Raw genomic sequence first — 15,728 nt, forward strand, 5'->3', positions numbered from 1 at the left:
TTAATTGGCCAATACCTGATGTATGTCAGCTTCGATAATGCTCAAGGTGCCTTTGGCATTCGCGTCATTACGGGCCACACCATCATCAAGTTTCTTGCCCCCCATTTCAACCTGATTGTTTTCCCTCGTGGTAAAAGGTGCATTTTTAAGTTTTATTGTTATTTTTTCACCCCTTGTACGCGGAAATGACAAGGTACAATAGCCTAATGTCACATCTGTATTGCCGTCGAAAACAAGTTTTTCGTCCACAAAAATCTGCAATGGATAAGATCTTGATCTAAAATTATTCAGTTTCAGGTCAACTTCATCAATATCGGATTTTTCCTGCAAGGTGTATGTAATCCAGGCAGTGCCCAGTTGTCCATCATTGACCCAATCCGACAGTTCATTATCGTCGTAAGATTGTGATGCTTTCTCTTGATTGGCACCAGCAGCAACTGCACGGATTTTGAGACTTTTTTTCAGTTGCACCAATGTGGGGTTCGCAGGACTTGGTCCACGCGCTAAAAATGAAGGCAAATTTTCGTTAGATTCCTTGACGAAATAATCCGCCATGGTTTTGAGGGGTTGCACCGTCCAGACGGTTGAATCTGACAGCAGACCACTTGATGTCGCCTTCAACATCACACGCCCCGATTTATCGTACTTTGTGCGAAGTAATACACGATTTACACCAGCCTCCACAGGAAGTGAGGTCGCTAAAATATAGTTATCAGGCCCCTGGGCGATACCCCCGCGCCAATCCATCGGTCCATCCAACTTAAAGTCAATCGTATTAGAAGCCAATGGGCAACGTAATCCGTTTTTGTCAAGCACTTCGACTTCTGCCAATACCATATCGTTACCATCAGCAAATAAGCCATTTTTACCATGTTGCGCCGTCAAACGGATTTTGTAAGGCTCACCTGTTGTTTTTAGTTCTTTCTTATTTAACAACTTTCCATCTTTTGTGAATGATTTTGCCGTCAATACGCCGGCCTCAAAATCAACGGATGGAAATCGGTATAGGAAGTCGTATAGCTTTTCCGCTTCTTTCTGTACTTTTCCGTTCACAGCTAATTCGACCCGGTCAGCGGCCGAAACGACCAATACATCTTTTTTCGTTCCGGGAGCATAGTTCCAGTGTCCTACAAGGTACAAGCCTTTTGGATCAGGAGCGATCCAGCCATCCCACATCACCTGGTGGGCAAAGTAAGCATCTTTGGGAATACGCATGGCGTCTACTTCACCACTTCTTCTGTAATTCTCTTTTCCCCTAAAATGGGTATTGGAATCCGAGAAAATAATATTGACACCGCCCGAATTTACGCGATCACCAGTGCCCGGACGCATCTTCCAATATTCCCACCAACGGTGTACCGCTTCAACAACATAAGTATCTTGATTCCTGTTATAATCACTGGCATCTACACCTTTATAAAGCGGGCCTTCACCATCCTTATGAAAAGGATAACTCAATTCGTCCCAATATTTACGTAAGGCCTCATCCCGCATATATTCGGTTGCAATCATGGGGTGGCGCGCACTTTTATTGATATACAACATTTCACCACCATACTCAGCTAGCTTACTATCCAGCATCTCACGTGAGCCAATTGCCCGTCCGCCAGCTGGATCGTATTGATCACGAATGGTCTTCATCTCTGCCATATGCTCCTCCGAAATCGATTCGTTTCCACATTCATAAAACAAGACACTTGGGTTATTCCGATAATAAATAATTGCATCACGCATAAGCTCCGTTCGCTGCTCCCAACGTCTACCTTGGACATCTTTTTCGGCATCTCCTGCAGGTAGCATTTGCATCAGTCCCACGCGGTCGCAGGATTCAACATCCTGTTTCCAAGGTGTTACGTGCATCCAACGAACCAAATTGGCATTGCTCTTGACCATCAGTCCATTGCTAAAATCACTTAACCAAGGTGCTACAGACAAACCAACAGCAGGCCATTCATTACTTGTACGCTGTGCATAGCCCTTCATCATCAAAACCTGATCATTCAGATATACCATGCCATCTTTAAAAGCCGTTTTTCGAAATCCTGTTTTCGTCTTTACAGCGTCTATAGTTTTGTTGTCCTGTACAATTTTTGTCGTAACCGTATAGAGATAGCCATAACCCCAGCTCCAAAAATTAACCTGATTCATGGTTGAGTTCATGGTCAATTGTTGTGTTCGATTGGCAGGAAGATTGAACTTTTTTGAAAATGTTTTCACTAATTTTCCTTCGGCATTATGTACTTCGGCAACAAAGTTGACCAGACGCGATTGCAGGGTTTCATTCTTTACCTCCGAAGAAACAAAAAGATCCATTGTCTTTTCAGGAATATTTATGTTTTTCGCATACACATAAACACCTGTAGTCTTCAAATTGGAATACAATGGTAAAGTCTGATAAATTTTGGAAGTAAAGTGGATCCACACATTTTTTGGAATTCCACCATAGTTTGCATTAAAGTTTTTATCGTTCCATTGATACGTGCTATTTGTTGCCTTTTCACGATAGCTCCAACTATTGTCTATACGTATGGCCAAGATATTTTCGTGATCGCGATCAATCAGGTCCGAAATATCAAGTCCTGCTGCCATAACGCCATTTTCATGACGACCAATAAATTTTCCATTGAGATAAAATTCTCCGCCAAAGCGAATCCCTTCAAATTCCAAAAAGACCTTATCAGAAGTAATTCCCTTGGGAATACTAAACTTTTTTCGATACCAAACAATAGTTGTCGAAAGGTCATGTATCGCTTTTGTGAAAGCTTCATCTTCATTCCATGCTTGAGGCAAGGCAACCTGCTTCCATGCCCGATCATCGAAGCCCGTAGCAGAAGCATCACTAACATCGCCAATATGGTAACGCCAGTCAGCGTTGAAACTAAAAGTCCTCCTCCCCGCTTGAGCATATGTACCGAATGAAAGCAGCAGGCAACAAAAAATAAACAGGAACCTTTTCATCTTATCTTGACAACATTTTATAAACCTCTGTCCCCCCCAATAAAAAACAACCCAAACCGTAATCTTCAAAATCCGGTTGACTTGAAAAACTGACGGGCTGACCATCCTTAGGTTCTTTCCCTGTTCCTTGTAAATAGCCCAAAAACCCAGAAGGGTGTACCGCTTCTGCTAGCATTACTTTCCATGCCTTTTCTACAACAGGGCGATATATTTTAGCATCCAGGAAACCATTATTGATACCCCAGGCCATACCATAGACAAATAATGCTGTCCCTGAGGTTTCCCGTCCGCCAAAATTATTGGGATCATGCAGGCTGACATTCCAAAATCCATCTGGTCTTTGGATAGGAACAAGTGCTTCCATCAATGCCTTATAATCCGCTACATATTCTGCTCGATGTACTTCGTTTTCCGGAATTAAAGATAGTACCCTCACTAAAGCTGCTACCACCCATCCATTACCGCGTGACCAATAGCAGTCCTCACCATTTGGTTCTTTGTAGGGAGGAACAAAATCTTTATCGCGCCACCAAAGTTTATCGGTCTGATTATATAGGCCTCCACCTTCCTGCGTTTTTGAATGATGATACATTTTATACATGTAATCAAAGTAAGTTTGATCCTTCGTCATTACACCCAGTTTGGCATAAATTGGCATGGCCATTTGTATGGCATCAATCCAAGTCCAATCGTCTACTTTTCCAGATTTGATAATATAATCTATATTGGCTTTAATCTTTTGGATACGCTCAGGCTTCGCTTCAATCTCATAGAGATCCAGGTAGGTTTGCCCACAAGCCTGGTCATCGGCATTTCGAGTTTCTAAACCGTTGCGCATCCCCCAATCATGTTTATTTCCCCAATCCACTGCATAATTGTAGTATTCGTTGTTTTTATCAATCTGATAAAGTGCCATGAGCCCTTCGTAATAAACGGCCCGGGTCCAGATGTTGCTCGGCCGCCAACGGTTGGTGTAGATCGGTTTCCCTGTGTCTGTCCATTTGTTCATGAAATAACGATTGGTCAACTGCAACGATTGGAGTACATCTACAGCAGATAATTCCTGCTTCTGTTCGACAACTTTCTTCGTCGATGAACATGCTGAAAGGAAAAATGCAATCAATAAAGTGGTCGTATAAGTATTAAATATTTTCATGTTTTTCTTTATATAATTATTCATAACGGGAATTCCTTTTTTTTCTGAAAGTGTCTGATCTTATTGGCCAGAGAGAACCTTCTTTTGCTTTCACTGCTGTTGGTGTCTGCGAAATCATGAAGGTTTTTGAGCGAGCTGCTCGTAGGGTATCACACCAACCCTTTTCGCCCAGTTTTCATAGATCTGAACCATTTCTCGGTATATTTTCGGAAAAGAGGCTGATAAGTCTACTGTTTCACTTCTATCTTTTTCTATATCATATAAATACCACCTATTTTCAGGATAGGAAGAGACCAATTTCCATTTTCCTTTGCGCACAGCTTTGTTACCTTCGTGCTCAAAACAAATTTCCCTATCCATATCCTTCTGTTGCTCATTCCATAGCGGAAGCAAGGAGGCCCCTTCCATCGGTTTAATCGTATTACCGGCATAATTTTTAGGATAGTTTGCTCCCGACCATTGTGCTAAGGTTGGCATGATATCGATCAAATGGGCTGGCCTATCAAACTGTTTTCCTTGAGGCAGAAACTTGGGGCCATATGCGATAAAACTGGTTGCATTGCCACCCTCAAACTCCCAATGCTTAAACTTTTTGAAAGGGGTATTGCTCACTGCAGCGCCTTCGATTCCATAAGCTGTAAAAGAACGTGGATGACTAGCAGGGAATTCATTCGCAGCTCTAATTTCTGCTGTAAATCCCGCATTGGTTATTGTCTCATTGCTCGCCCCGTTATCAGAGAGAAAAATAAAAACAGTGTTGTCCAATTGCCCTTTTGATTGGAGATAATCAACCAGTCGGCCAACATTCTGATCCAATTCGTCTACCATCGCCGCGTAGACAGCCATCTTTTCATCCCATTTTACTTTTTCTTCCCAGCTGCAATCATTCCAATTTCGCAAGGTGGTATCCATTGGAGACAATTTGGTCGTTGGTGGCACTATCCCTAACTGCTGCTGTTTTTGAAAACGCTTTTCACGGATAGCCTCCCAGCCTTCCATATATTTACCCCGATACTTTGCAATATCCTGCGGTTTGGCATGTATAGGCCAGTGGGGTGCCTGAAAAGCGAGGTATAGAAAAAAAGGATCCTCTTTTTTCGTTTCCAAATGCTCGCCAATGAAAGCCATCGCATAATTCGTATAGGCATCCGAGCTATAGTAATCTTTTGGCGGAACGATCGTCTCATTGTCTAAAGCTATCGTCAATGTTTGTTTGGGACGATAAGGCCGGTTTTCAAAGTAGCTGTTTGCTCCATCAATTAGCCCATAGTAGCGCTGAAATCCACGCTGCCGAGGCCAATTTTCTTTTTCCTGTCCAACATGCCATTTCCCAGCCATATAAGTTCCATAACCTGCGCTTTTCAATAGTTCGGCCAATGTGACCGAGTTTCTATTTAAATAGCCCTGATAGGCAGGAAAAGGACGCTTGTTCATCATATCGCCCACACCTGCCTGATGCGGATACAATCCGGTCAATAGAGAAGCACGTGATGGACAACAACGCGAAGCATTATAAAAGTTAGTCATCTTAATACCATCCTTTGCCATTTTATCCAAATGTGGGGTCTGAATTTCGGAACCAAAACAACCTAAATCAGCATAGCCCATGTCATCGGCCAGAATCAACACAATATTGGGCCGTTGCTGTGCACGGACTGTAAATACTGTGAGCAGAAAGAAGATCGTCAGCGGAAAGGTAGATTTTATCATACTACATAAATTTCTTTAGTCCGATTTTGGTTTGTGCTTTCAATTGCTCCGCAACGAGTTTAGCATTTAGCAAAGCACCTGCTTTAATTGTGTGGGTCGCATCTTTAGGATCAAAAAATTCTGTTTCTACATTCTTTTTACCCAATGTTTCATACTGGGCTATCACTTGATCCTGCAAGGGGATAAAAAACGCATTAGTCTGTTGTGCAGCTTCTTTTGCCCATGTTGCATAATCCGATTTACGCACTTGGTTTCCTTCCCAGGCATTGCGCGGAATAGGTGAACAAATAATTGCTGTGGCTCCTTTGTCTTGAATATTTTTCACAAATCGACGTAAGTAAAAACCATAACTATAGACAACTTCATGTTGCTTCAGCAATGGATTATACACTTCTTGGTAATCGTCGCCATTTCCTTTTATCGTTCCACGAGCACGTAACGTATCCACAATAGGACTTGAATCATTATGTCCAAATTGCATAAGGACAAAATCGCCCGGCTGTATGCTATCCAGTACCCTCTGCCAAAGCTTTGGATTGTTATAAAATGTCCGGGTACTTGTTCCCCCCAAAGCACGATTCTTGACATTGATCTTATCTAATTTAAAATACTGACCGATCAAACTTCCCCAGCCCCACTGTCCATTGGCCCCATTTCCCTGTCCGTTTTTTACGGTGGAATCACCAATAATAAATAAGGTCGGTTTATGCTGTTTTTCCAAAAAAGACATACTGATTACAGCGAAAAGGACCGCAGCCCAAGGCAACAATTTCAATTTCATCTTCGTTTTTATTTAATGTATTGTACTAATTGGCTTTTAATCCTCCGAAATCCTTCGATAACAGACAATGCATTTTCTCTTGCTCCAGCTTTATTCGTATGCGTATGGTCACCTGGAAAATAATTGGATTTTACCCGTTCAGCTCCAAGCTGATCATATTTATCTGCGGTAATACTATTCAGATCCAAAAAAGGAACGCCCTGTTCTTCTGCAATCTGCCTAGCCCACAAGCCAAAGTCGTTGTCGGCTCGTTTCACCTTACCTTGATTATCCCATTGGTTGCGCGGAATCATGGATAACAAAATTGGTGTTACCCCCTTTTTCTTTGCTTCAATCACAAAACGACGCAGGTTTTCACCGTAAGTGCGCACGGTCTCCTTCTTTCCATTTCCCCAATCCAGCACAACAGAATCCCGGCCGATGCCCCGTAGCACACCCCGATAGCCTTGTTTGCTGGTATCGGGCTTACTGCCCTCGTTATGGCCAAACTGAATCAATAAAAAATCTCCCGGCTTGAACAAAGAATCAACTTTTGCCCATCTTCCTTCTTTGACAAATGTTCGTGTACTACGCCCCGCCATTGCATGATTGTCTACACGGATTCGTGTCGTATCCAATAATTCAGGAATCAGGGTACCCCAGCCCCAATATTCCTTATTGCTGTTCTTAACGGTCGAATCACCGATAAGATAAATCGTAGGTCTATCTTGCTGTTTTGCAAAGGATATCAAAAGAACGGCTGTCAGTGCCATCCCTATCCATTTTATTGTATGCTTCATTTGCTAACTTATCTATTTCTTTTAGTCAAAAAATCCAAATCGCGCTTCCAAATTTCTATTTTTTATGGGCATACTTTACCAGCTGAATGTTCGGCTTGACTGGACGATCCATACCTGCGCCGAGATAATACCCCGTATGTGGCGGTTGATTGTAAGCCACATTCTGCCATGCTATGCTCAAGCGATACTGTGGATCATGCATCAACGTATATACCCTTTGCGTTGTAGGGATCGTTGTTGTATAGATACGTAGGCTTTGGTTGTCATCTGCACGTAGGATCAATTCTTCACGCCAATCGCCAAAGATATCCGCGCTCAGGTTAGGTGTACTTTTAGTTCCATTGATCGACGATGCTCCAATCCCCGTAAAGATTCGTTCTATTTTCCCATTTTTATATTTTTCAATATAGTTACTGTTTAAAAGTTCCCGGCTCAAATCAGCATCCCACCAAATCAAAAAATTGGTCGATCTCGGAGCCGGCCCTACACGATTACCTTTGGTATCGTACATATCTCTAGATCCCAGCCACCACAGATACGCCCCTTTATGATCGGGATCTATATTTGCAGCAACACCGCGGGGAATATCTTGGTCTATTGCACTTTTAAACAATATTGCACCAGTTTTGGCATCCAATAAAGCCACGCCGGTCCCTTTCCGCCCTCCTTTCAGTTCATGGATTCCAAAGATCTCCAGGCCGGGTCTTTCAGGATCTAAGTCACCGACATGCAGCGCATCACCATGTCCCAGTCCTGTACTGTATAGACCTTTGCCATTATCATCAATAACCATCGAACCAAATACAATTTCATCTTTGCCATCCTGGTCAACATCCGCGACCGTAAGATTATGATATCCCTGTCCGGAATAAGGATCTTTACGAACTTTGCTATCAAATACCCAGCGGTTCACTAATTTTTTATCTTTAAAGTCCCACGCTGCCAGAGCTGTCCGTTCATAATATCCCCGTGTCATCACAACACTTGGATGTACACCATCCAAATAGGCTACACAAGCTAAAAATCGATCGCTGCGATTAGCATTTGTATCTCCCCATGAATTTAGCTCTCCACGTTCTGGTAGATAATCTACAGAGCTTAGGGCTTTGCCCGTCAATCCATCAAATACGGTTAAATATTCAGGTCCTTTCAATATGCGACCAACAGTCCGCGAATTTAATACGGTATCACGCCAATCGGCCTGGGCATCACCAATGACATTTCCCAGTCCATCTTTCGTACCGTCGGCCGTTTTGCAGACCAGCTCCGCACGGCCGTCACTATCGAGGTCGTATACCATAAATTGGGTATAATGTGCTCCTTCCCGGATATTTTTACCCAAATTGATTTCCCAGAGAAAAGTACCATCTAGTTTATATGCCTGAAAAATAGGTTCCGAAGTAATCCCATTGTGTGCGTTATCATGTCCAACACCCGTCTGATGAACAATCAGTTCGTAAGTCCCGTCGCCATCCAAATCACCTACAGAAATATCACCAGGAGTGTATCCTTTGGGAGTACGTAAAGGAATATTTAAGTATTGCTGTACTTTTTGATCTTTCGATAAGGTCAATTTAGCAACTTCTTTTTCTTTACCTCCGGTTACTATATCCAAAATGTAAGTAACATCTTGATTCAAATCGACATGATCGTCCAAAAAATTAGTCCCTTTGGTCAAAGGTGAAGTATTTAGTTTTTTCTGCTTGCCATTCCCTTCCTTTCTATAAATTGCAAAGGCCGTATCAAAATCGTCAGTGCCAAGCAAACGCCAGCTTAAAAAAACAGCGTTGTCCGTCGTTTTTACACCCACCATCCCCCGATCCAAAAACTCCATTTTACGTTGGCCTGAAACGGCTAGGGAACCGATCAGTGCCCCAGTCAAAAGAATAAGTTTTGTCTTCATAATTCAAGGTCTAAGCCACAGCAATATGCTGGTACATATTATTATTGCTTTTTATTATTAACAGTTACATTATTTAGGACAAAGTTTTTAATATATTCCCTGTGAATCGCTGGATCTTTGGCTGCACGGACGTGCATATTTTGAAATGTAAAATCCGACAGCACATATTGTTCCGAATTTAGGACATCGAATACGATGTCGCAATCCAGATCTATATTGCGTAGGACAATATTTCTTGCATAGGACATTTTAATATCTTTCTCGCCCTTCAAATCAAAAAATTGGGTCCAAGGTTTAATAAACAACATGCTATTGACATTTCCCTTTACATTTTCGATCAAAATGTTTTCATATTCTTGTGGCGTATCCGGCCGCATCTTTAACTGCAACAGCTTGCGTGCTTTATCTAAGGTATTGTTCCTAAAAATCACATTATAGCTATGAATAGATTCACTACCACAAGTCAGTGCACTATGACAAAATCCAAAGAAACAATTCTCAATAATAATATTTGAATTAGGTCCATTATTAGGATCTTTGTCGGACTTAGGCCCTTTACCACCTTTTAATGCAATCGCATCATCGTTAACGGATAAGTAACAATCCTTAATCAACACATTACGGCAGACATCCAAATCGATCGCATCTGAACTAGGCGCTTTCACAGGTTCCTTGGGCGCCGAAATGTGCAAACCGATCAATTTGAGATTTTCACATTTATAATAATGTGAGGTCCAAAACGGTGAATTGATCAAACGAATGCCCGAAATTTGTACGTCCTTGCTATTGGAAACATAAAGTAAGCGTGGGCGCATCTCGTCCATATTTGTGCATTGTGGATTAAACTGTCTTCGAAGCCAAAAGGATCGCCAGTAGCGCAACCCGTTTCCATCGAGTGTACCTTTGCCCGAAATTGTAAATCCATCCACCTGATCTGCATTGACAAGCGCCAAAAAATATTTCACTGTCTGACCTTCCATTCGAGTCTCCGCTAGCGCAAAGTCTGCGATATCATCACTTCCTTTTAACACAGCCCCTTCTTCCAAGTGCAAGTGTGTCTTTGGTTTAAAAAATAATGAACCACTCAGATAGATCCCTTTAGGTACGACGACGACACCGCCTCCACTTTCATATGCTTTATCAATTGCTTGTTGGATTTTGGCAGTTTGCACGATGGTGCTATCTGCGACCACACCAAAATCCGTGATGAGAAATTTCTTTCCGAGCGTTCCGATCTCAGTCGATTTTACAGTCTCGAACCATTTTGAGATTGCTGTTCCGTCCGGAAACTTTCCTTGCGCATGTGCATTGGACAAAATCGCAATTGATGTGAGTAGATATAAAAATCGAAAGAATTTTTTCATCATATTTAGTTTTATTAAGTCTTGTTTCCCCGCTTGTCTACAGCTTAATTAAAAAGTGTAGACAATGCCTTCGAATTGATTAGCGTATTTAAGGATACTTAAATAAGTAGCTAGTTTTAAAAGTATCAACATTTTTAACAAGAGCCGTCCTGTAGTATCCTGAACAAACCAGACAGTACAGTCAGAAAGTGCTCGTTTTCATGTATAATAAGGTTAAAAACAGGGATTCAACGTCATTCGTAATATATTTGTTATAGAATTCTCAACTCCAACCCCACACCAACTTATGACCAACTCCTCACTGTAACCACGTTGAGTGCACAGTGAGTCCACGTTGAGTCCACCTTTTAGAGGTTGATTCACCATGCTCTCACCTTTTTAACAATCCGCTAGCAGTCAGGAGTTGATATGGATTTGGTGATACCTTATCCTTAAGAAAATATATCCAAACCACCTTGTACTGTCCTGCTTGGTAAAATTAGGTTCCCCCTTGATTGTTCCTTATTTTTAGTCTTTATTGTTTTTAACCAATTGCTTAGGACCTCCTGATGAAAAATAAACTGGATATTCCATATGCCATATGGCCTTAAAAAACACAAACCGAGCTTGCGTGCTCATGAAATAATTATTAACATGAAATATAAATCAATCTTCACCCTTATTTTACTATCGATCGCTTTTACTCGATTGAGCGTCGCGCAGATCAGCAAGATCAACCAAGACGATATTAAAATCAAAGCTCCTTTTGAAATCCCAGTATTTAAGGTCCCAAATTTCGAGCATTGTAAAAACTACGATATCCGCGATTTTGGTGCACGTAAGGGTGATAAGGAAAGTACTACCACAGCAATCGCGAAGGCAATTGCGCTAGCGACAACATCGGGTGGCAATATCATTATTCCTTCTGGAGAATGGTCAACAAAGGCAATCCACTTAAAGAGCAATGTCAACTTACATGTCAGTGCAGGAGCAACCTTATTATTTTCGGGCGACCCGAAAGACTATTTACCTGCTGTTCACAGTAGCTGGGAAGGACTAGAATGCTATAACTACTCCCCACTGATCTACGCATACGAAGCGACAAATGTTGCCATTACCGGTAAGGGAACCATAAAAGCAGATCTGACTGTTTGGGAGAAATGGTTTCCCAGACCAAAACCGCATATGGAAAGCATCAAAAATCTTTACAACTGGGCACAAGAAGGGCTACCTGTCGAACAACGGATCATGGTCAACGACACATCCAACCTTAGACCTCAGTTTATTCAATTTAACCGTTGCCAACATGTGAGGGTCGAAGATATCAAGATCCGAAACAGTCCTTTTTGGACCTTGCATCTCTACCTAACGAAAGATGCGCTTATCCGTGGCATCGACATCTACGCCCATGGGCATAACAATGATGGAATTGACCCAGAAATGAGTCAGAATGTATTGATTGAAAATTGTGTATTTGACCAAGGGGATGATGCTATTGCCTTGAAGTCCGGTAGAAATCCCGAAGGCTGGCGGTTGAAAACGCCAACAAAGAATATTGTGATCCGCAATTGCGAGATCCGTGACGGTCATCAGCTCCTTGCCGTTGGGAGTGAACTCTCGGGAGGGATTGAAAATATTTACGTAAACAATTGCACGGTACTGCCGAATGAGAAGCTCATGCATCTACTTTTCATCAAAACCAATGAACGTATGGGCGGTTACGTTAAAAACATTTATTTTTCAAATATCAAAGCCCAAAACGTAAAGGAAGGTATACTTGGAATAGATACGGATGTGCTCTATCAATGGCGCAACCTGGTACCAACCAAAGTAAAAAAACTGACTCCAATAACGAATGTCTATCTTTCCCACATTAAAGCTGAAGTAGGGCAGTTTGTCTCGAAGATCAATGGCAATCCCGAACTTCCAATTCAGACCGTACAATTGAAGGATGTACATCTTAAAAAAACAACATCAACTGCTATTCAAAATAAATACGTCAATGATTTTTCCTACACGAATAGCGATAAAAGTGAATAAAGCACAACCTTTTGGGGTTCAAGAAACCTAAATAAGCATTATTGAAAAGAATACATACTATTAGGGTTACACCATAAAAAAGGGCTTTTCTATTAACATAGAAAAGCCCTTTTTTATGCATTATTCTTTTAATCTGTCAACACATTAACCTTAGGCATCACAAATTGTGTATTTTCTTTTTCGCCTTTTGGGGTTCCAAAGTAAAAATAGAGTGTCCGGTTAATCCTTTTATCCATTTGATTAAGCTCACCCGCGGGTCCATTCACGGCAGCATTTCCATTAATTCCCAACGCCAGTTTTGTTCCAATAGGGGGAATAGCATCTAAAAAGGAAATATCTCCAGACGGCAATTGCGGATATCCTTTAGGACCGGAAATTCCGTAAAACTCGAACAATCGCACAAATAAATCTTCCTGATCTGTTGCGACCAAAAACTTGCCTTGCACTGTATTGAATTGTACCCAGCTAACATCGGAGAAGTAGCCTTTAAATTCAGGAAATGCCCATGGACCAATACCGGCTTTTCCATCATTGTACATTTTTTCCCATGTATTTAGGGTGACACCTTGCATCCTATTCTTCCATACGCGATACGGCCCATTACCGAGCCATTTGGCCCCAATAATATAGTTTTCAGGAAAGTTGAAGCTTACTCCGGCATAAGGCACCGTTTTTTTCATATTGTAAGCATAATCAAGTTTCAACCAGCCGTCTGGCCGCATCGTCCAACGGATAAAACTTAGATTGCCATCAAACATAAACTCAACAACTTCATTTTTTCCATCCTGCCAACGTTTAGCACTTTTCAGCTCCGACTGTCCATCAATAAGCACCGGGCCATTATTAAAAGCTAATTTCATGCTATAATCATTGGCCAGATCAACCAATAATCCTGTTTTTTTGGAGATAAAAGCTGTTATTCCGTTTGCCTTGAGGATATAATTCACACTGTCCTCTTTCGCTTCAACATCGGTAGAAGATTTTAAAGGTAGGATTTCAGCTGTAAGAACCTGATTGGATTTTATACGCCATGTCCAAGTATAAATTTCCTCCCCATGTGGGCCAGTTGCCGTCAATATTAGCGCATCATACTGTTTCCAGTCTGCAGGCAAATTCAATTGCACGTTTCCTTTTTGAGTCGGAGCCAATACAGGACTACTTATCTTTAGATTCAACACTGAGTCCACCCCCGCTTCTTCAGCATAGGGCTGTTTATAAGTAATCAATTTACCCTCAAACCTGCAATCTTTTAGGTCGGTAAAGTGATAACGATTTTCCACCGGAATAGTTCCATTGAAGTCGGCAGGTAATTTCTTCATCGTAATATGCACAGGTGAATAGATTTCCCGAATAGCATAGAAACTTCCCTCTTTTTCGCGATGTGGCCCAAGGATTCCATCGGGGGCATTTACGCGGTTGACATCAATCACATTGTTGAAATCTGTACGTACGATACCTTCATCTGCAAAATCCCAAATAAATCCGCCTGCACCTAATTTGGCATTCCAGTGCAACTCCCATATATCCGCTAATCCTGCTGCGGCGCCGCCATCGTCCTGTGCATGGAGAAATTCAGTCGGCATGTAAATGTTTGGCCCTTCCAGAATTTTTTTTGTTGAATAAAAGTCTTCATAATGGTTGCAATCGATTCCATTGATGGCGTTCCCAGGTCTATGATGTGCATGGATTACCGTTCTTGCCGAAAGATCATATTTTTTATACTCATCAACAAGTTCTTTATTATGCCCGCCTTCATTGCCATTGCTCCAAAGTATAATGGACGGATGATTGGCATCTCGAATAACCATTTCTCGCACTAGCTTTTTACCCACAACGGTGCTATATGCCTTCTGCCATCCGGCCAATTCATCCAAAACATATAAGCCCAATGAATCGCAATAGGCCAAAAACGATCTATCTGGCGGATAATGTGAACAGCGTACCGCATTCATGTTCATTTCTTTGATCAGTTTAACATCATTCAGATCCAATTGTGCGTTCACAGATCGTCCAGTTTCGGGCCACCATACATGACGGTTGACACCTTTCATCTTCACTTTTACACCATTGACATAGATACCATCTCCTTCTCGAACTTCGATCGTCCTGAAACCAAAACGATCTTGAGATTGATATCCTTTATTCTTCCCATCCCATAGGGTGTACGTGACCTGATACAAGTTTGGCGTCTCCGCTGTCCACAATAACGGTTTTTCCACTTTCATTTCGATCAATTTTACCGAATCTTTCGCCATAATCGGGAACTTCTGAGTTGCGATCACGTTGCCCTTCAAATCTTTGATCTCCACCTGTAGATTAGTGGCTTTAGATAAGCTTTCTAAATGCACGTTGCTTCGAAAAGTTCCATCTGCTTTTGCGTCGATAGCTGTCCAGCTGATATGCTCCTGTGGTGTCGCCTCCAAGTATACGGGTCTATAAATACCGCCTAAAATCCAATAATCTGCAAGGCGCTCGGCATTGTTAACAGATTTATCGGAAGACATTTTTGATACAGTGGCTTCCAATATATTGGCCTTGTCAAAGCTGATCTTGTCGGTGACATCGTACTTAAACTGATAGAAAGCACCTTGGTGGATATCTCCGGCTAACTTACCGTTGATCTTAACTTCGGTGTCTGTCATCGAACCTTCAAACACAAGGCTTATTTTTTTACCTTTCCAGTTTTTTGGAACAGTAAATTGATGCCGATACAAACCTTTCTCATCGTGAAAGATGAAATTCTTGCCATAGGTCACATAGTCCCGACCATAGTTATAAGCCCCAAATCCCTGTTGTTCCCAATGACTGGGAACCGCAATCTTATCCCATTTTCCAGCCTTACGTCCCCCAGTTACCCAAAAGTCCCAATTGACCGTATGAACGTTGTCCGTTCCTGAGAGATAGTGTATTTCCTTCATCGTTTGTGCTGAGGCAATATTTGCCATTATAACGTATATCAAAGTAAAGAAGGCAATTCGAATTTTAAGCATAGGTTTATTCATTGAATTAGCAAACCTCTAAAATAAAAAGTTCAGGACACTTAAGCATCCTGAACTTA

9 protein-coding genes are annotated in these 15,728 nt (G+C 41.7%); 1 reads left to right on the forward strand and 8 read right to left on the reverse strand.

The window, feature by feature from the left end:
- From A9970_RS09660 to A9970_RS09690, 7 genes are all read right to left on the reverse strand, one after another.
- The gene (locus tag A9970_RS09660; RefSeq protein ID WP_182982143.1) at window positions 1-2,958 is read right to left on the reverse strand and encodes a glycoside hydrolase family 2 protein; all 2,958 of its coding nucleotides are present in this window, start codon (window positions 2,956-2,958) and stop codon (window positions 1-3) included.
- 1 nt (window position 2,959) lies between these two features.
- A complete protein-coding gene (locus A9970_RS09665) occupies window positions 2,960-4,114 on the reverse strand; it encodes a glycoside hydrolase family 88 protein (RefSeq protein ID WP_182982144.1) in 1,155 nt (384 codons plus the stop codon).
- A gap of 114 nt (window positions 4,115-4,228) precedes the next feature.
- Entirely contained in the window at window positions 4,229-5,824 is a 1,596-nt protein-coding gene (locus A9970_RS09670) for an arylsulfatase (RefSeq protein WP_182982145.1), read from the reverse strand.
- Between the two features lies 1 nt (window position 5,825).
- Window positions 5,826-6,605 carry a rhamnogalacturonan acetylesterase gene (locus A9970_RS09675; RefSeq protein ID WP_182982146.1) on the reverse strand — a complete coding sequence of 260 codons (780 nt, stop codon included), beginning with the start codon at window positions 6,603-6,605 and terminating at the stop codon, window positions 5,826-5,828.
- An 8-nt stretch (window positions 6,606-6,613) separates the two neighbouring features.
- Window positions 6,614-7,384, reverse strand: a complete 771-nt coding sequence (locus A9970_RS09680) for a rhamnogalacturonan acetylesterase (protein WP_182982147.1) — start codon at window positions 7,382-7,384, stop codon at window positions 6,614-6,616.
- A 55-nt stretch (window positions 7,385-7,439) separates the two neighbouring features.
- A complete protein-coding gene (locus A9970_RS09685) occupies window positions 7,440-9,287 on the reverse strand; it encodes a rhamnogalacturonan lyase (RefSeq protein ID WP_182982148.1) in 1,848 nt (615 codons plus the stop codon).
- Window positions 9,288-9,328: 41 nt separating this feature from the next.
- Window positions 9,329-10,654, reverse strand: a complete 1,326-nt coding sequence (locus tag A9970_RS09690) for a glycoside hydrolase family 28 protein (RefSeq protein WP_227550052.1) — start codon at window positions 10,652-10,654, stop codon at window positions 9,329-9,331.
- Window positions 10,655-11,284: 630 nt separating this feature from the next.
- Here A9970_RS09690 and A9970_RS09695 point away from each other — a divergent pair.
- Window positions 11,285-12,670 (forward strand): glycoside hydrolase family 28 protein, encoded by a 1,386-nt coding sequence (locus A9970_RS09695; RefSeq protein WP_182982149.1) that lies wholly within the window; start codon window positions 11,285-11,287, stop codon window positions 12,668-12,670.
- Window positions 12,671-12,798: 128 nt separating this feature from the next.
- Here the strand turns inward: A9970_RS09695 and A9970_RS09700 are convergent, their stop codons facing one another.
- A complete protein-coding gene (locus tag A9970_RS09700; RefSeq protein WP_259655363.1) occupies window positions 12,799-15,615 on the reverse strand; it encodes a glycoside hydrolase family 2 protein in 2,817 nt (938 codons plus the stop codon).
- Between the last annotated feature and the right edge of the window lie 113 nt (window positions 15,616-15,728).

Origin of the sequence: Sphingobacterium sp. UME9, from assembly GCF_014170215.1 — a bacterium.
Classification (GTDB): Bacteria; Bacteroidota; Bacteroidia; order Sphingobacteriales; family Sphingobacteriaceae; genus Sphingobacterium; species Sphingobacterium paramultivorum.